The following is a 17,993-nucleotide window of genomic DNA, read 5'->3' as shown; positions in this document are numbered from 1 at the left end:
TCACCCCCGCGGCTGCGGGAGCCGGACCGATTCGGCCGCCGCCCTGCGGTAGTAGAGCTGCGCGTCGTCGTCGGACCGCATGCCCGCCGCGCCGTGGATCTGCATGGTCCGGGTGGTGACCGTCCGGGCCAGGTCGGCGGTCTCGGCGAGGGTGGCCGCCGCGTGCGCGGCCGTGCCGGGGTCGTGGACCAGCAGGCGGGCCGCGTCGACGCGCATCGACATCTCGGCGAGCCGGAAGGAGAGCGCCTGGTTGGCGCCGATGGCGCGGCCGAACTGGCGGCGCGTCTTGGCGTGGTCGACCGCGTGGTCGAGCGCCGCCTGGGCCAGGCCGACGAGATAGGCCGCCTGCCGGACCTGGGCGCCCGCCCAGTCGAGCGGGCCGGCCCAGGCGGTCACGGGCGTGCCGTCGAAGTCGACCCGGTAGAGCTCGCCCCGGCCGGTCTCCTCGTGCCGCCGCGTCGTGATGGACGGATGCCCGGCCCGGACGAGCGCCGACCGCGCCCCGCCGACCACGGCGAAGTGCTCGACCTCGGCGGCGAACCCGACGAAGTCGCACCGGGCGGTGACCGTGTCGTCCTGGTCGGAGCAGGAACCCTCGGCGAGCGCCACCGGCGCGGGACCGAGGTCGGGGAACAGCTCCCGCGCGGTCAGGGTGTCGAGGAGCGGCCCCTGGTAGAGGACCGAGCCGAGGAGTTCGGCCAGGCCCACGGCGTCGGAGCCGTCGAGGGCGCCGAGGCCGACCAGGCCCTCCCACACCATCGCGCGGGTCTCGCGGCGGTCGTCGTCGGTGTCGCCGCCCTCGCCGCGCGGGCGGTCGGCCATCCGCCGGACCAGCGGGGCCAGGTCCCCTTCGAAGAACTCGGCGATCGTGGTCGTCATGACGGCAACCCCAGTTTCGATGTGGCGACGAAGTAGAGCATGATCTCCGAGGAGCCCTGGGCCAGCGTCAGCCCCGGGGCCTCCCGGAACACGGCGTCGAAGACGCCGTCGGCGATCGCGTCGGGGTCGCGCGCGTCGAGCAGGGCGCGCGGGCCGAGCAGTTCGACCGCCGCCACCGACACCTCCTTGGCCGTCTCGGACGTGTACCACTTGGCGGTCGCCGAGTGGATCTCGTCGGGCTTGCCCTCGTGCAGGTTGGCGATGCACCGCCAGGCCAGCAGCCGGGCCGCGCGCACCCGGGTCTCCAGCCGGTCCAGGCGCTCCTCGCAGCCGGGCGGCGCGTGCTCGCGCAGCGCGGCCAGCGTGCGTTCGGCCTTGGCGGAGTGGTCGAGCCCGGTGCGCTCGAACGGCAGCACCCGGTTGAGCACCTGCCAGCCGTCGTCGACCTCGCCGAGCACGTCCTCACGGCCGATCCTGATGCCGTCGAGCGTGATCAGGTCGAACCGCTCCTCCGACAGGTTCCACACCGGCTCGATGACGGTGCCCAGGCTGTGCAGCGGGACCAGGAACAGGGTGATCCCGGCGTAGTTCACCGGGCCGGTCGAGGTGCGGGCCGCGCACAACGCGAAGTCGCTGTGCTGCGCCTTCATGTTGTAGATCTTGCGGCCGGTCAGCCGGTAGCCGTCGCCGTCGGGCTCGGCGCGCGCGCCGAGGGAACCGAGGTCGGATCCGACGTCGGGCTCGCTGAACAGCACGTTGGCCGTGGTCTCGCCGCGCGCCAGGCCGGGCAGGTACCGCTCCTTCTGCTCGTCGGTGCCCATGAGGTTGATGGCGTTGCCGACGATGTCGACGCCGAGCGAGTGCACGTTCTCCGGCACGCCATGCCGGATCATCTCCTCGGTGACGATCGCCTTCTCGACGATCGTGGCCCCCGAGCCGCCGTACCGCTCGGGCCAGTTGATCGCGAGCCAGCCGAGCTTGCCGAGCCGCCGGTGCACGTCGAGCAGCCCGCTCTCCTGCCCGTACGGCATCCGCCGCGACTGGGCGATCTCCGCGCGTACCGCGTCCTCGCACAGCAGCGCGCAGACTTCCTCCCTGAAGTCGGTCATCGCACACTCACCTCGCTGAATCTCTCGCGCATCACGGCGGCGAGCGCCTCGGCGCGCGCCGCCTGGAGCATCGTGTAGTGGTCGCCCGCCACCACCTGGACGTGGTCGGCGTAGGGCCGCCAGCGGTCGAGCCTGGCCGGCTCGCAACCCTCGGCGCAGAGCAGCACCACCCGGCCCTCCACCCGCGTGGGGCGGAAGGCCAGCAGGCCGCGCACGTTCGCGGCGAACACCGGGAACCGCCGGGCCCGTTCGGCGTCGTCGAGTTCCGCGTCCATCGCGGCGAGGTCGGCGTCGAACCAGGCGGCCAGCTCGTCGTCGCCGGGCCTCGACGGCTCGTCGGCGAGGCCGGTGTCGAGGAGGAACGTGAGCGCGGCGCCGCCGTCGAGGCGGGCCATCTCCAGCGCCACCGCGCCGCCGACCGACCAGCCGCCCAGGTGGAGCGGGCCGTAGGGCCGCAGCTCGCGGACCTCGGCCAGGTAGCGGGCGGCCAGGTCGGCGAGGTCGCGGTCGCCGGTGACGCCCTCGTGCAGGCCCGGGTCCTCCAGGGCGTAGACGGGGCGGTCGTCGCCCAGGGCCGCGGCCAGCGCGACGTAGGGGGCGACCGAGCCGCCGGCGGCGTGCACCAGGAACAGCGGCGGCTGGTCCCCCGCCCCGCCCAGCGGGACCAGGGCGGACTCCGGCCGCCGTTCGGGACGCGGCAGCCGGAGGGCCTCCTCCCGTCTGCGCCGCAGTTCGTGGCGCAGCAGCGCCTTCCGTTTCTCCTCGAGGGTGGCGTCCATCAGCTCTGCTCTTTCAGCAGGCGGTCGAGCTCCTCCTCGGACAGGTCGGCGACCTGCGCCTCCAGCTTGGCCACCTCGTCGTCGCCGAGCAGCGCGCGCTGCGCGTCGTCGACCTGGGCGGAGAACTGGCTGAGCAGCGGGTAGCTGAACAACCGCCGGGGGTCGAGCGTCACCTGGAAGGCGTCCCGCACCCGGGAGATCATCTGGGTCACCTGCAGCGAGTTGCCGCCCAGGACGAAGAAGTTGTCCTGCGCGCCGACGCTGCCGGGCTCCAGGCCGAGCAGGCCGGTCCAGATCTCGGCGATGCGGCGTTCGGTGTCGGTGGTCAGCTCGACCTTGGCCGCGCCGCCGCCGGGACGGGGGTCGGGCAGCTTCTTGTGGTCGACCTTCCCCGCGGGGGTCAGCGGGAGCTGGTCGAGCGTGACGTAGTCGGTGGGCACCATGTGCATGGGCAGCCGCCCGGACAGGTGCTCGCGCAGGGCGTCCGGCTCGACGTCGCCGACCACGTAGGCGGCCAGCCACGCCGAGGGCGTGCCCTGGTCGCGCACGGTCACGACACACTGGCGCACGCCGTCGACGCCCTCGATGGCGTGCTCGATCTCGCCGAGCTCCACGCGCAGGCCGCGCAGCTTCACCTGGCGGTCGGCCCGGCCGAGGAACTCCAGCTGGCCGTCGGAGTTCCAGCGGGCCAGGTCGCCGGTGGCGTACATGCGCTCGCCGGGTTTGGCGGCGAAGGGGTCGGGCCGGAACTTCTCGGCGGTCTGGTCGGGCCGGCCGAGGTAGCCGACGGCCAGCCCGGCGCCCGCCATGTGCAGCTCGCCCGGCACGCCGACCGGGACCGGCCGCAGGGCCCTGTCCAGGACGTAGGCGCGCTGGTTGTCCATCGCCCGGCCGATCGGCGGGGCGCCCTCGATGGGCTCGGGCGGGCACAGGTAGTCGACGCAGGTGACGGTGACCTCGGTGGGGCCGTAGCCGTTGTGGAACTCGCGGCCCGGCCGGCTCCACCTGTTGACCAGCTCGGGGCCGAAGGGCTCCATGCCGATGAAGCAGACCCGCAGGTCGTCGAGGGTGGCGGGGTCGAGCAGCCCGAGCACGGCGGGCGGGATGTCCACCATCGTCACCCGCTCGCGGGCGAGCAGGTCCTGCAGCGACTCGGGGTCGAGCAGCTCGGCGCGCGGCGCGCCGACGATGGTGCCGCCGGCGGTGAGGGTCGAGAAGACGTCCGAGACGCTCACGTCGAAGGCCGGGTTGGAGAACTGCAGGATCCGGTCGTCGGGCGTGACCTGGAACATGCGCTGGAAGGCGGTGCAGAAGTTGACCACCGCGCGGTGCGGCACCATGACGCCCTTCGGGGTGCCGGTGGAGCCGGAGGTGTAGATGACGTACGCGGTGTCCTCGTGCGACACGGTCACCGAGGGCGGCGCGTCGGCGCGGCCGTCGAGCGCGTCGCCGTCGAGCAGGATGCGCGGCACCTCGGCGGGCACCTTGTCGGCCAGGTCGGACGTCGTCACGACCACCGCGACCTCGGCGTCGCCGAGCTGGTAGGCCAGCCGGTCGGGCGGGTACTGCGGGTCGAGCGGCAACCACGCGCCGCCCGCCTTGAGCACGCCGAGCTCGGCGGCCGGCAGGTCGAAGCCGCGCTCCAGCAGCACCCCTGCCACGGTCCCGGCGGTCACCTTGAACTCGTCGGCGAGCGTGTGGGCCAGGCGGTTCGACCGCTCGTCGAGCTGCCGGTAGGTCAGGTCGTCGCCGCCGAACCGCATGGCGACCGCGTCGGGCGCCTCGGCGGCGCGGGCCGCGACCAGCTCGTGCAGCAGGCGCTCGTCGCGCTCGCGGGGCTCGGGGTTCCACGCGGTGAGCACCCGCAGGTACTCCTCGTTGGACATCAGGTCGAGCTCGTCGATCCGGGCGGCCGGGTTCGCCAGCGCGTCGGCCATGACCGTGGTGAAGTGCTCGACGAGGGCCTCGACCCGCTCGTGGTCGAACAACTCGGAGGAGTACTCGATCCACACGCCCAGGCCGCCGTCGGGCAGGTCGTTGATCTGGAAGGTGAGGTCGAACCGGGTGGTCTCGGGCTGCGGGGTGAGCATCTCGACGTCCAGGCCCTGGAACTCCCAGCGCGCGATCATCGGCTCGGGCAGCAGCGTGAACAGGTGCGCGACCAGCGGGTTGCGGCCGGGCACCCGCTCGGGGCTCAGTTCCTCGATCATCCGGCCGAACGGCATGTCCTGGCGGGCCATGGCGTCGAGCACGGTGTCGTTGGTGACGTGGACGAGGTCGCGGAAGACCGGGTTGCCCGCGAGGTTCCCGCGGACCGCGACGGTGTTGGCGAAGAAGCCCATCATGGGTTCGGTCTCCGAGCGGGTGCGCCCGGAGAAGACCGAGCCGAGGGCGATGTCGTCCTGGCCGGTGTAGCGGTTGATCACGATCTGGTAGCCGGTCATGGTCAGGGCCAGCAGGGACACGTTCTCGGCCTGGGCCAGGTCGCGGATGCCGCGGGCGAGGTCGTCGGGCAGGCGGCCCTCGTAGATGCGGCCGGCCCCGGTGGGCGCCGACGGGCGCTCGCGGTCGCCGCGCCACTCCAGCGGCTCCATGCCCTCCAGGGCGGTGCGCCACGACTCGATCTGCTTGGCCGGTTCCTCGCTGAGCAGCCAGAGCCGCTGCCAGGCCGCGAAGTCGGCGGGGTGCAGGGTCAGGTCGGGGAACCGCGCCCCCTCCGGGTCGGCGTAGCGGGCGGTCAGCTCCTCGGCGAACTGGCGCGAGGACCATCCGTCGATGACGATGTGGTGCCAGACGATGGACAGCACGTGGTCGCCGTCGCCCAGGCGCAGCAGGCCGAACCGGTAGGGCGGGTGGTTGCGCAGGTCGAACTCCTCGCGCACCTGGCCGTCGATCCACTCCTGGATCCCGGCCTCGGTCCCGTCGGTGACCGGCAGGTCCCACTTCTCGGGCGGCGGGTCGACGGTCTGGAACGGCACGCCGTGCTCGTCGCCGAACCGGGTACGCAGGCTCTCGTGGCGGGTCACGATGCCGCGCAGCGCCCGCGAGAGCGCGTCGACGTCGAGCGGGCCGCGCAGGCGCATCGCGAACGGGACGTTGTAGACGGGGGCGCCGGCCACCATCTGGTGCAGGAACCACAGGAATCGCTGCTGCTCCGCGATGGCCATCTTGCCGGTGCGCGGAACCGGGACGATCTTCTCGCGTTCGGCCTTCTCGGCCACCCGCTGGCGGACCTTCCGCTCCAGTAGGGCGCGCTTGATGTCGCCGACGTTGCGCTCTTCGGGCGTGGACATGGTCTCCTTCTCCTCCTTCACCGTCGGACGCTCAGCGGTCGCAGATCCGTCCACACGCTCGCGATGTGCGCCAGGCACTCGTCCTTGCCGCCTTCGAATCCGGCCGCGCGCCAGCCGTTCGGGATCTCGCGGCCGGCGGGCCATATTGAGTACTGCTCCTCGTGGTTGATCACCACGGCGAACTGCTCTTCCATTGCGCCTACCTTTCTTGAGGTACGAAGGCGGAGGTGTCGGTCAGCGTGTCGGTCAGCTGGGTGAGGTAGCGGTCGATCGCGGCGAGGCCGTCGGCCTCCGGGCGGGCGAGCGCGGCCCCGTGGCGGTCGAACCGCCGGATGTCGAAGTGGCGGGATCCGTCGGTGAACATCTCGTCGAACGCGGCCGGGGCGGCGTCGCGGCCGGCCTCGGGTGGCGGCAGCAGCAGGCTGAGCGCGGTGAGCCGCTCGTCGGGCTCAGCGATCGCCTCCAGGCGGTCGCGGAACTCCGCGTAGCCGACCCGGTCGGCGCCGCACCGCCCGGCGAGCGCGTCGAGGGCGTCGGCGAAGCGCAGCCCCGTCGGCCACAACACGTGCATCGCGCCGTCGGGCACGTCGAGGTCGCCGGTCGCGGCGCCGGCCAGGAACCGGGCGACCACGTCGACCGGGGTCACGTCGGTCGCGGCCTCGGTCGGGAACACGCACCGGGTGCGGGCGCAGGCGTACAGCAGGTTGTGGGCCAGCGAGTCGGGGTTGGCCGCGCCGGTCGCGCGGTGCGGCCAGACCTCGCCGAGGCGGTAGACCACCGAGCTCACGCCCTGGCGGTGCGCGTCGGCGACCAGGCTCTCGGCGACGAACTTCGACCGGTTGTAGCCGTCGGCGGCGACCTCGTCGGGCACCGGGATGCGGTCTTCGGTGATGGGCGGGCCGGTCCGGTCGGCGGGGCCGAAGATGCTCAGGGTGGAGAGCAGGTGCAGCCGCGCGCCGCCGCCGGCGGCCAGCTTGATGAGCTCCTGTACGCCCAGCACGTTGGCCGGCCGGTGGTCGAGGTAGCCCGACAGGAAGTTCACCGCGCCCGCGGCGTTGACGACGCCCGACACGGTCGAGGCGAGGGCGTCGAAACGCCGCTGCGGCAGCCCGAGCAGGTCCCCGGCCAGGTCGCCGGGCACCACCTCGACGCGTCCGGCGCTGATCGCGGCGGGCAGCTGCCGCCAGGCGGAGGTCAGCCCGTAGCGGTCGAGGACCTCGGTCAGCCGGTCGGCGCCGTCGGCCGGGTCGGCGCACCGGACCAGGCAGACCACCTCGGCGTTGGTGCGGGTCAGCAGCTCGGCCAGGACGTGCGCCCCGATGAACCCGGTCGCGCCGGTCAGCAGCAGCGTGCGGGGCGGCCGCCAGGCCAGGTCCTGCCGGACGTAGGCCAGTTCGGCGCTGTCGTCGTCGACGCCACCCGAAAGGCGGGCGGCCTGGGCCCGCACGGTCGGCTCGGCGAGCAGGTCGCGGGGGCGGACCGGCCGGCCGAGCCGTTCGCCGACGGCGGTGACGACCCGGTAGGCCAGCAGCGAGGTGCCGCCGTAATCGGAGAAGGGCACGACCACCGAGATCCGGTCGCGGCCGAGCACCTCGCGCCAGGCCGCGCGGACCAGTTCCTCCATCGGGCCTTCCGGGGGCTCGACGTGCTCCTCCCCGCTCTCGGCGACGATCAGCGCGGCCAGCGCCTTGCGGTCGGCCTTGCCGTTGTGGTTGAGCGGCAGCTCGTCGAGCACCACGATCCGGTGCGGGACCTGCTCGGCCGGGAGCTTGCCGGCGGCGTAGCCGCGCAGCTGCTCGGCCGAGGGCGTCTCGGCGGGCGAGCGCGGGGTGACGCAGCTGACCAGCGTGGCGTCGGGGGCCTCGCCGAGCACGACCGCCGTCGCGTCGCCGACGAGCGGATGGCTTTCCAGGGCGGCGGCGACGTCGCCGAGCTCCACCCGCACCCCGCCGAGCTTGACCTGCTCGTCGAGCCGGCCGGCGAAGTGGAGCAGCCCGTCGTCGCCGGCCCGCGCCAGGTCGCCGGTGCGGTAGAGGGTGGGGCCGGGGATCTCCGGGAACGGGTTGGGCACGAACGTGCGGGCGGTCCGCGCCGGGTCGTCCAGGTAGCCCGCGCCGACGCACTCGCCGCCGAGGTAGAGCTCGCCGGGCGTGTTCGGCGGCACGGGGCGCAGGTCGCCGTCGAGCACGATCGCGGCGGTGTTGTCGATGGGGCGGCCGATGGGGATCCGGTCGGCGTCGGGGTCGGTGACGTCGTGGAAAACCGATCCGATCGAGCACTCCGTCGGGCCGAACGTGTTGGTGACGGCCAGGCCGGGCAGCAGCGCGCGCAGCCGGCGCACCACGCCGGGACCGGCCGGCTCGCCGCCGATCAGCATGCGGCGCAGGCTCGACACCGCGGCGCGCAGGTCGTCGCGCTCCTCCAGCAGGGCCACGAACGCGGCCAGCACCGACGGCACGAAGTCGGTCATCGTGACGCCGTACCGGCCGATGGTGGTCGCGGTCTGCTCCAGGTCGAGGATGCCGTCGCGGTCGGGCAGCACGACCTGCCCGCCGGAGGTCAGCGGCCAGAGCACCTGCCACATCGAGGAGTCGAAGGTGGAGCGGCTGTTCTGCAGGGTCACGTGGCCGGCCCCGTCGCCGAAGCGGCGCGACATCGTGGTCAGGCGGTTGACCAGGCCGCGGTGGCGGTTGAGCGCGCACTTGGGCCGGCCCGTCGAACCGGAGGTGTAGAACCCGTAGATGAGGTCGCCGGGGGCGGGCCGCCGGTCGGCGGGCATCGGCCCGGCGTCGCCGGGCGCGTCGCAGTCGACGACCACCGCCGGGACGGGTGCGTCGAGGCCCGCGAGGATGTCGGCGGTCGCCGGGGAGACCACGACGGCGGGCGGCGACAGCTCGGCCACGATCGCGTTGAGCCGGTCGGCGGGCCAGGCGGGATCGAGCGGCACGAACGCCGCGCCGGCCTTCAGCACCGCGATGAGCGCGGCGGGGAACTCGCGTCCGTCGGCCACCAGAACGGGGATCAGACGGTGCTTCTCCACGCCGCCGCCGATCAGCCGGCGGGCGGTCGCGCCGGCCGCCGCGTCGAGGTCGGCGTAGGTGGTCGTCAGGTCGCGATATCGGACGGCGGGACGGTCCGGCGCGTTCTCCACCTGTTCGAGGAAAAGGTCGAGGACGGTGCTTCGCGACGGAAATTCGCGCTGCGGGCCGAGGAATGGATGAGCGTTTTCGTCAAAGTGCGTCTGCTGATGGCGTGGCATCGTGCTTCCATGGTCAGGTCAGGCAGATCAGTCACTATTCAGATGGGCAGGAAAATGCTTTTCGGCGTGACCGGTCGCTCCCCTCTGGGAAAGATTGAGTAACCATCATTCCGGGTCTTACGGGTTACTCCATACTGTGCCAACGGGCTGCGGTCCGCAAGCCCGGACGTCGCCGAGGCCGCCCAAAACACAGCGTTCACCTGCGGAAACGATTGTTCTATCCCTACCCGGCAGGCGGCAGGCGCCGACCGGTGTCCGAGCGCCCCGATACCCGAGGCCGCAGGGGCTAATCACAGATCGGCGTTCTTTCTCGAAAAAAGCGTGAACGATCATTCCGAGTCACAGAGGCACCAGGAGACACATTCGAATCATCGGCCGACAATGGCGTGCGGACTTGATTTCCTTGGGTATCGTGGGCAAGGCTTGACACATTGTCAGAAATCTCCCAACGCAAGGAGGAGGTCGTGGGAATAGCCGATGGCACCCCGACGACGGGGTTATTCCAATCAGGAGGGCTGTCCTCTCTGGCCGTCGGAGTGTGGCTGCGTGAGACGTCCGTCCCGGCGCGGCACTACCTCGCCGACCTCGGCCAGTCCGACCGCGCGGAGATCGACGCGCTGGCGTCCTCCCTGCGCGACTCCGGCGCCGACGTGGTCGTCGTCGACCTGCGGGCGGCGATGGCCGCCGTCGCGTCCGACCTGCTGCGCTACCGCGCCCGCCACGACGGCGGCTACTGGAACACCACCGGCGCGTCCCGCTTCGTGCTGGTGAGCGAACTGCTGCCGCTGATGCGGGCCGACGGTTGCGAGACCTTCGTGCACGGCTGCGTCGGCGGCGGCAACGACCAGCGCCGGTTCGCGCGCTACGGCGGCCAGGTCGCCCCCGGGATGGCCCGCGTCGAACCGTGGACCGACCCCGGCGCCCTCGGCCGGTTCCCCGACCGGACCGCCATGGCGGCGGCGGTCGCCCGAAGCGGGCTGCGCCTCGACCGGGGCAGCGCCGCCGACCGGTCCACCGACGCCAACCTCGCCGGCGCGTCCCACGAGTCGGCCGAGCTCGAAGACCTGGCGACGCCGGTCACCCGGCTGCGGCCGCGCTGGAGCGCCTGGCCCCACGAGGCCCCGGCCGACCCCGAGACCGTCACCATCACCTTCCGCGACGGGCGGGTCGCCGACGTCGAGGGCAGCGGCCCCGACCCGGTCGCCTGGATGGCCGCGGCCAACACGGTCGGCGCCCGCCACGGCGTCTGGCTGCGCGACGTCGTCGAACGGCGCATCATCGGCACGGTCTGCCGGGGCATCTACGAGTCGCCCGGCCTGGAGCTGCTCGAACGCGCCTGGACCCGCATTCTGCAGGCCGGTCTCGACGCGGCCGGCCGCGAGCTCTACGACCGGCTGGCCGCCGTCCTGGGCGCCGCCGTGTACGAGGCCCGCTGGCTCGACCCCGCCGCCCAGGCGGCGCGCGAGGCGATCGACCGGCTCGTCGGCGACCTCAGCGGCAGCGTGACCCTGTCGGTGCACCGGGGCGTGGCCCGCCCCGAGGGCATGAAGGCGGCGAGCCACGTCGTGCAGCAGACCCGCTTCGGCTCGGGCGGCAACCGCTGGAGCCGGGAAGGAGAAGGCCATGCGTGAGCGCCGCTTCGGCCGGCTCGGCTGGACGGTCGGCGACGTCGGCTACGGCATGTGGGGCATCGCGGGAGGCGAGGGCGGCTGGACCGGCGCCGACGACGCGACCGGCGACGCCGCGCTCGACGAGGCCGTCGGGCTGGGCTGCGACTACTTCGACACCGCCTGGATCTACGGCCGCGGCGAGAGCGAGCGCATGCTCGGCCGGCTGCTGGCACGCCATCCCGAACGCCGCCTCCACGTCGCCACCAAACCGCCGCCCAAGGACCGCGCGTGGCCGTCCACCCGCGACTCCAAGCTGGCCGACGTCTACCCGCCCGACCACCTCTGGGAGTACCTGCACCGCAGCCTCGACGCGCTGGGGACCTCCTCGGTCGACCTGTTCCAGTTCCACGTCTGGGAGGACGCCTGGGCCCACGACAGCTCGTGGCAGGACACCGTCGCCGAGATGCGCGAACGCGGGCTGATCAAGGGGGTGGGCGTCAGCGTCAACCGCTGGGAGCCCTGGAACGTGCTGGAGACCCTGAAGACCGGGCTGATCGACGCCGTCCAGGTCATCTACAACATCTTCGACCAGGCCCCGGAAGACGAGCTGTTCCCGGCCTGCCGCGAGCTCGACGTCGCGGTGGTCGCCCGGGTGCCCTTCGACGAGGGCACGCTCACCGGCGCCCTCACCCGTGACAGCCGCTGGCCCGAGGGCGACTGGCGCAACACCTACTTCGTGCCGGAGAACCTGGGGCCGAGCGTCGACCGGGCCGAGCGGCTCAAACGCGTACTGCCCGAGGGCATGACCCTGCCCGAGCTCGCCCTGCGGTTCATCCTGCAGAACCCCGACGTCTCCACCGTCATCCCGGGCATGCGCAAACCCGCCCACGTCCGCGCCAACCTGGCCGCGAGCGACGCCGAACCGCTGAGCGAGGCGCTGATGGCGGAGCTGCGCGAGCACCGATGGGACCGCCGGCCGACGGAGTGGTCGCAGTGAAGCCGATCCTGTTGTGGGCGGTGCCCCGGTCGCGGTCGACCGCGTTCCTGCGCATCATGATGGAGCGCGGCGACCTGGAGGTGGCCCACGAGCCGTTCTCCTACCTCCAGGACGACGGCAGCTTCACGCTGGCCGGCCGGACCGTCACCTCGCCGGTCGAGCTGCTCGACGTGATGCTCGACCTCGGGGCCGCCGGGCGGCGGGTGTTCGCCAAGGACACCTCCGACTACACGTACACGCCGCTGTTCCAGGACGAGCGCCTGTTCACCGACGTGATCAACACGTTCATGATCCGCGAGCCCGAGAGCGCCATCGCCTCCCACTACGCCGTCAACCCCGAGGCGACGCTCGACGAGTACGGCTTCGAGTACCTGCACGCCGTCTTCGAGGCCGTGCGGTCGGCCACCGGCGAGACGCCGCTGGTGATCGACGGCGACGACCTGGTGGCGCGGCCGGAGGAGACCGTCCGGGCCTACTGCGCGCACGTCGGGCTGGAGTTCCGGCCCGAGGCGATGCGCTGGGACCCGGGCGAGCAGGCCGACTGGCGGCGCACCAACCGGTGGCACACGGAGGTGGCCGGCAGCAGCGGGCTGGTGGCGACGGCGCCCAAGCCGCGGGCGACGCCGTCGACCGACGAGCACCTGCGCCGCGTCGCCGACCACCACCGGCCCTACTACGAGGCCCTCGCGCGGGCTAGACCTTCCGCCGCATGATCGGCCGGTCGGCGCGCGGGCGGGCCACCTCGGAGAACCCGGCGTCGAGGAAGGCGCTGGCGATGCCGGTCATCGCCGTGTCGGCCCCGGCCCGTCTCCCCGCACGGGGTTCGACCGGATAGCCCTCGGCGGTGGCGTAGCCCGCCGCCGAGGCCCAGTCGCAGACCGCTTCCAGGATGCCCGGCAACAACCCGGAGCCACGATGTCCCTTCTCGACGTACACGCACGCGATCGCGCAGACCTCCTCGTCGTCGACGCCCGACAGCAGCGGCGAGCGCTCCAGCCGGGGGAAGGCCGAACGCGGGCCGAGCGAGCACCACGCGACGGGGGCGTCCCCGTCGTAGACGACGAGGCCGGGCACGGGTTCGCGACCGGCCAGGCGCTTCATGGCCTTCTTGTTGCCCTCGCCCTTGCCCGCCGTCCACTCCTTGATGGACAGCCGCCAGTGCATGCACCAGCACCCGCGGGCGCCGCCGTTGGCGCCCAGAACCGACTCGAAGTCGCCCCAGGTCTCCTTCGACAGCTCTCTGACGGTCAGGGAACTCATCGCGCCACCTCCAGATAACCCATGAACATCTATTTACAGGTTACTCCAACCAGAAGCCGGAGGTCCGGGACATGGCCGGAGAAGACGACGTCCTCGACACGCTCGAAGCCGAGGCGGTGCACATCCTGCGCGAGGTCGCCGGTGCGTTCCGGCGGCCGGTGCTGCTCTATTCGATCGGCAAGGACTCCTCGGTGCTGCTGCACCTGGCGCTGAAGGCGTTCGCGCCCGGCCGGATGCCGTTCCCGGTCGTCCACGTCGACACCGGCTGGAAGTTCCGCGAGATGATCGCCTTCCGCGACGCCACGGCCGAGCGGCTGGGGCTCGACCTGCGGGTGCACACCAACCCCGACGGGGCCACCCCCTTTTCCCACGGCGCCCACGAGTACACCCGGATCAAGAAGACCCTCACCCTGCGCAAGGCGCTCGACGACGGCGGGTTCGAGGCGGCGATCGGCGGCGCGCGGCGCGACGAGGAGCGCTCGCGGGCCAAGGAGCGCATCTTCTCGCTGCGCGAGCCCGGCCACCGCTGGGAGCCCCGCTCGCAGCGCCCCGAGTTCTGGTGGCAGGCCAACACCGAGCTCGCCGAGGGCCAGACGATGCGGGTGTTCCCGCTGTCGAACTGGACCGAGCTCGACGTCTGGCGCTACATCAGGCGCGAGGACATCCCCGTCGTGCCGCTCTACTTCACCGCGCCGCGCCCGGTCGTCGAGCGGAACGGCTCGTTGATCATGGTGGACGACGACCGCTACCCCCTGGAGCCCGGCGAGCGGCCGGAGGAGCGCCGGGTCCGGTTCCGCACCCTCGGCTGCTACCCGCTGACGGCGGCCGTGGAGTCCAAGGCGGAGAACGTCGACGAGGTCATCGACGAGATGCGGCGCGACCGCAGGTCCGAACGCGCCGGGCGGCTCATCGACGGCGAGGGCGGCACGTCCATGGAGAGCAAGAAGTCGGAAGGGTATTTCTGATGGTCGCGGTACTGAGGGTCGTGGCGTGCGGCTCGGTCGACGACGGCAAGTCCACCCTGATCGGCCGGCTGCTGGCCGCCACCGGCGGCGCCACCGACGACCAGCTCGACTACGCCCGCGAGACGCGGCGCGGCGGCTCCACGGTGGCGGCCGGGGAGGTCGACTACTCGCTGCTGACCGACGGGCTGGAGGCCGAGCACGAGCAGGGCATCACCATCGACGTCGCCCACCTGTTCATGGACCTGCCGTCGGGCCGCCGGGTGATCGTCGCCGACGCGCCCGGCCACGAGCAGTACACCCGGAACATGGCGGTCGCGGCGTCCACCGCCGACGTCGCGGTGCTGCTCGTGGACGCCACCAAGGGCGTGCGCGAGCAGACCCGCCGCCACCTGGCGATCTGCGCGCTGATGGGGGTGCCGTCGGTCATCGCGGTGGTGAACAAGCTCGACGCCGTCGGCTGGGAGCAGCCGGTGTTCGAGACCCTGGCGGGCGAGGTGCGGGCGGCGGCCGACGGCTTCGGCATGCGGGCCGACGTCATCCCGGCCAGCGCCCTCGACGGCGACAACGTGGTCGAGCCCTCCCCCCGCCTGCCCTGGTACGACGGCCCCACCCTGCTGGGGGCGCTGACCGCCTGGGAACCGGGCCCCGCTCCCGACGAGGGCTACCGGTTGCCGGTCCAGTACGTCATCCGCGCCGACGGCTTCCGCGGCTTCGCGGGCACCGTGTTCGGCGGCCCGGTCAGGCCGGGCGACCCTGTGCGGGTCGGTGGGACGGCCGGTGGGACGACGTCCACGATCGAGCGGCTGCTCGCGCCCGGCGGGGCCGGCCTCGACCGGGCCGCGCCCGGCGCCGCCGTGACGGTGACGCTGGCCGACGACGTCGACGTGCGCCGCGGCGACCTGCTGGCCCCGCCCGACGACGGCCTGTCCCCGGCGACCGCCTACTCCGTCACGCTGATCTGGACCGCCGAGGAGCCGCTCCGCAACGGCCGCTCCTACCTGCTGCGCGTCGGCGGGCGCACGATGCCCGCCGTGGTCACCGCCGTGCGCGACCGGCTCGACGTGGTGAGCGGCGAGAAGCTCGCCGCGCGCACCCTCGACCTCAACGACATCGGCACCGTCGAGCTGACCACCGACACCCCGGTCGCCCTCGACGCCTACCGCGAGTCGCGGCACACCGGCAGCCTGCTGCTCGTCGACCGGGTCACCAAGGAGACGGTCGCGGCCGGCATGGTGCGGCACGCGCTGCGGCGCGGCCGCAACGTCGCCCCGCACGCCTACACCGTCGACCGCGAGGCCCGGCAGCGGCTCAAGGGCCAGCGGGCCCGGGTGGTGTGGCTGACCGGCCTGCCGGCCGCCGGCAAGTCGACCGTCGCCAACACCCTGGAGCGGCGGCTGCACGGCATGGGCCTGCACACCTACGTGCTCGACGGCGAGAACGTGCGCGGCGGGCTGAACAGGGACCTCGGCTTCACCCCGCAGGGCCGCGCCGAGAACGTGCGCCGGGTCGCCGAGGTGGCCCGCATCCTGGTGGACGCCGGGCTCATCGTCGTCGTGGCGCTGGTGTCCCCGTTCCGCACCGACCGGGCCGCGGCCCGGGACCTGTTCGCCGACGGCGACTTCACCGAGGTCTGGGTCGACACCCCGCCCGAGGAGTGCGCCCGCCGCGACCCGAGGGGCCTCTACGCCCAGGCCAAGGCAGGGCGGCTGCCGAACCTGACCGGCCAGGGCCAGCCCTACGAGCCGCCCGGCCACCCCGACCTGGTGATCGACGGGACCGGCTCGCCCGACGAGGCGGCCGAGGCGGTGTGCGCCCTACTGGGCCTGTGAGACGTCGGCGACGAACGCGGCGATGGCCGCCGCGCTCTCGTCGGCGTGCGTCTCCAGCAGGTAGTGGCCGGCGTCGTAGACGTGCATCTCGATCCGGTCGAGGTCGCGGGCGTAGCCCATGATCTCGGCCAGGTCGAAGAACGCGTCGTGGCGGCCCCACAACAGCAGGCACGGCGGCTGGTGTTCGCGGTGGTAGCCGGCCAGCTCGCCGAACCGGCCGACGTACCCGCCGTAGTCGCGGAACAGCTGGAACTGGACGTCGAGGTCGCCCGGCCGCGACATGCGCTCCCAGTCGAGGTGCCAGGTCTCGGGCGGGTGCAGGACGCGCAGCCGCTCGGGCAGCCCGTCGAGGTACTGCCCCCGGGTGCCCTCGAAATTGAGCCACTCGGGCAACTTCGCCCGGTTCTCCTCCGACGGGTCGGCCCAGTAGGCGCGGGCGCCGTCCCACTGCTCGCCCAGCCCGTCGTCGTGGGCGTTGCCGTTCTGCACGATCAGTCCCAGGATGCGCTCGGGACGCCGCAGCGCGAGCTCGTAGCCGACCGGCGCGCCGAAGTCGTGCAGGTAGACGAAGAACTCCTCGACGCCGATCCGCTCCAGGAAGCCCTCCATGGTCTGGGCCAGGTTGGCGAAGGTGTACTCGTACTCGTCGATCGTGGGCGCGGCGGAGAACCCGAAGCCCGGCAGGTCGGGCGCGACGACCCGGCTCACGCCGGCGAGCGGCGCGAGCACCCGCCGGAAGCAGTGGGAGGAGCTGGGGAAGCCGTGCAGCAGCAGCACGCACGGCCGGTCCGGAGTGCCGGCCTCCCGGTAGAAGACCTCGATGCCGTCGACGTCGACGCTCTGGTGCCGTGCCTTCGCGCTCGCTCGCATCCGCGGGATCCCCTCGAACTCGGACGGTGTCGGCCGCAGGTGCCCCTGCCCCGTCACCGAGGCGTTAACGAGACCTGACCGACCCGGCCCCAGCGGGCCCGCAGGGGCTCCGCCAGTTCCTCCGGTACGCCCCCCGCCCCGCCCTCCAGGAGCCCGAGCGCCCCCGTGACGTAGGCCGCCGCCAGCGTGGGCAGGAGGCCGAGCTCCGGGTGGCCCGCGATGCGGCCGATACGCTCCCTGACCCCCTGCTTCAGCACACGCCGGACCACCGGGTCGGCCGTCTCGGCCAGGGCGACCAGCTCGACGGCCATGGCGTAGCTCTCGGCCGCCAGCAGCCCCCGGCCGAACTCGACCTCGTCGCCGCAGGCGGCCAGCAGGTCGAGGTGCGCGCCGTCGTGCACGCCCCGCCACACCCGCCTGCGCGGTTCGGGCGCGCGGTGGGTGCCCTCGACCACGACGGTGATCGGGCCGTGCTCGCCGGGCAGGCGCATCCAGGTGCGCCAGGCCAGACCCGCGAACCGGGACCCGTCGACGGCCGTGACGTCGCGGGTGGCGTGGGGGCGGTGGCGTTCGCCCCAGCGCAGGGGGTCGCGGACCGGGCGGCTCCGGCCGGAGCCGTCGGGGATGGTCGCGCACCAGGCGGCCAGCCGTCGGCAGGCCTCCCGGGTCTCCTCCCCCGGCGGGTCGACGGGACCGGGGTCGGCGGCGTCCGGGTAGCCGCGCGGGACCGGCCCGCACCGGGCCCGCAACGCGCGCAGCCGGTCGGCCGCCGGGCCGCCGTGGCGGACGCCGGTGGCCTGGACGACCGCGTCGAGGCCGTCGAAGGCCGCCGGCCCCAGGAGGGCGCAGCCGAGGGCGATCTCGGCCCACCCCCGGACCGTCCAGGCGGCCGCCTCCGCGCCCGACGCCGGGACGTCCCCGGCCGCCAGGGCCCGCCCGGCCGCCCAGGCCCACATGGCCGAGTCGTCGCGGGTCAGCGTCATCGCGACCACACCCGGACGCGCAGCATCAGCCGCCGGGGGTCGGCGAACGCGGTCCGGCCGTGCAGGGTGCGGCGGTTGTCGACCAGCAGGACGTCGCCGGGCGTGAGGCGTACCCGGACGGGATCGGCCCCGGCCAGCGCGGCGGTGAACGCCGCGGCGG

General features: G+C 73.2%; 15 protein-coding genes. 5 read left to right on the top strand and 10 right to left on the bottom strand.

Features of this window, described 5'->3' with window-relative positions:
* From AW271_RS03880 to AW271_RS03855, 6 genes are read right to left on the bottom strand one after another with little or no spacing between them, the layout of a single operon-like run.
* Positions 1 to 879, bottom strand: coding sequence for an acyl-CoA dehydrogenase family protein (locus AW271_RS03880; RefSeq protein ID WP_062331764.1), 879 nt, complete (start codon positions 877 to 879; stop codon positions 1 to 3).
* Positions 876 to 1,988: an acyl-CoA dehydrogenase family protein gene (locus AW271_RS03875; RefSeq protein WP_062331761.1), complete on the bottom strand. Its 1,113-nt coding sequence runs from the start codon at positions 1,986 to 1,988 to the stop codon at positions 876 to 878. Before AW271_RS03875 ends, AW271_RS03880 begins: the two co-directional genes overlap by 4 nt.
* Entirely contained in the window at positions 1,985 to 2,767 is a 783-nt protein-coding gene (locus AW271_RS03870) for an alpha/beta fold hydrolase (protein ID WP_062331758.1), read from the bottom strand. The genes AW271_RS03875 and AW271_RS03870 overlap by 4 nt, the downstream gene beginning before the upstream one ends.
* Positions 2,767 to 6,081, bottom strand: coding sequence for a non-ribosomal peptide synthetase (locus AW271_RS03865; RefSeq protein ID WP_062331756.1), 3,315 nt, complete (start codon positions 6,079 to 6,081; stop codon positions 2,767 to 2,769). The genes AW271_RS03870 and AW271_RS03865 overlap by 1 nt, the downstream gene beginning before the upstream one ends.
* Complete coding sequence (locus AW271_RS03860) at positions 6,078 to 6,254, bottom strand: MbtH family protein (protein WP_062331753.1); 177 nt, start codon at positions 6,252 to 6,254, stop codon at positions 6,078 to 6,080. The genes AW271_RS03865 and AW271_RS03860 overlap by 4 nt, the downstream gene beginning before the upstream one ends.
* A gap of 5 nt (positions 6,255 to 6,259) precedes the next feature.
* Positions 6,260 to 9,211, bottom strand: coding sequence for a non-ribosomal peptide synthetase (locus AW271_RS03855; protein ID WP_062331750.1), 2,952 nt, complete (start codon positions 9,209 to 9,211; stop codon positions 6,260 to 6,262).
* A gap of 572 nt (positions 9,212 to 9,783) precedes the next feature.
* On the opposite strand from AW271_RS03855, the gene AW271_RS03850 reads away from it, so the two are divergent.
* Genes AW271_RS03850 through AW271_RS03840 form a run of 3 tightly spaced genes read left to right on the top strand, consistent with a single transcriptional unit; the run spans position 9,784 to position 12,639 of the window.
* A complete protein-coding gene (locus AW271_RS03850) occupies positions 9,784 to 10,950 on the top strand; it encodes an argininosuccinate synthase domain-containing protein (RefSeq protein ID WP_169806273.1) in 1,167 nt (388 codons plus the stop codon).
* Positions 10,943 to 11,926 carry an aldo/keto reductase gene (locus tag AW271_RS03845; RefSeq protein ID WP_062331743.1) on the top strand — a complete coding sequence of 328 codons (984 nt, stop codon included), beginning with the start codon at positions 10,943 to 10,945 and terminating at the stop codon, positions 11,924 to 11,926. The genes AW271_RS03850 and AW271_RS03845 overlap by 8 nt, the downstream gene beginning before the upstream one ends.
* A complete protein-coding gene (locus tag AW271_RS03840; protein WP_062331740.1) occupies positions 11,923 to 12,639 on the top strand; it encodes a sulfotransferase-like domain-containing protein in 717 nt (238 codons plus the stop codon). The genes AW271_RS03845 and AW271_RS03840 overlap by 4 nt, the downstream gene beginning before the upstream one ends.
* Here the strand turns inward: AW271_RS03840 and AW271_RS03835 are convergent.
* Positions 12,620 to 13,186, bottom strand: a complete 567-nt coding sequence (locus tag AW271_RS03835) for a GNAT family N-acetyltransferase (RefSeq protein WP_063817841.1) — start codon at positions 13,184 to 13,186, stop codon at positions 12,620 to 12,622. The two genes, AW271_RS03840 and AW271_RS03835, sit on opposite strands and share 20 nt — an antisense overlap.
* 71 nt (positions 13,187 to 13,257) lie before the next feature.
* On the opposite strand from AW271_RS03835, the gene cysD reads away from it, so the two are divergent.
* A complete protein-coding gene (gene cysD, locus AW271_RS03830; RefSeq protein ID WP_062331737.1) occupies positions 13,258 to 14,151 on the top strand; it encodes a sulfate adenylyltransferase subunit CysD in 894 nt (297 codons plus the stop codon).
* Entirely contained in the window at positions 14,151 to 15,980 is a 1,830-nt protein-coding gene (cysC, locus tag AW271_RS03825) for an adenylyl-sulfate kinase (RefSeq protein WP_062331732.1), read from the top strand. The genes cysD and cysC overlap by 1 nt, the downstream gene beginning before the upstream one ends.
* On the opposite strand, the gene AW271_RS03820 is transcribed toward cysC, so the two are convergent.
* The 3 genes from AW271_RS03820 to AW271_RS43065 are packed head-to-tail and all read right to left on the bottom strand — an operon-like array spanning position 15,966 to position 17,970.
* A complete protein-coding gene (locus AW271_RS03820) occupies positions 15,966 to 16,850 on the bottom strand; it encodes an alpha/beta fold hydrolase (protein ID WP_062333059.1) in 885 nt (294 codons plus the stop codon). The two genes, cysC and AW271_RS03820, sit on opposite strands and share 15 nt — an antisense overlap.
* Positions 16,851 to 16,903: 53 nt before the next feature.
* A complete protein-coding gene (locus tag AW271_RS03815) occupies positions 16,904 to 17,833 on the bottom strand; it encodes a hypothetical protein (protein ID WP_062331728.1) in 930 nt (309 codons plus the stop codon).
* Positions 17,830 to 17,970 (bottom strand): TauD/TfdA family dioxygenase, encoded by a 141-nt coding sequence (locus AW271_RS43065; RefSeq protein WP_218007974.1) that lies wholly within the window; start codon positions 17,968 to 17,970, stop codon positions 17,830 to 17,832. Before AW271_RS43065 ends, AW271_RS03815 begins: the two co-directional genes overlap by 4 nt.
* Positions 17,971 to 17,993: the final 23 nt, after the last annotated feature.

This window comes from Herbidospora sakaeratensis (genome assembly GCF_001570525.1).
GTDB classification, from domain to species: Bacteria; Actinomycetota; Actinomycetes; order Streptosporangiales; family Streptosporangiaceae; genus Herbidospora; species Herbidospora sakaeratensis.
This window is presented reverse-complemented; position numbering and strand designations above follow the sequence as displayed.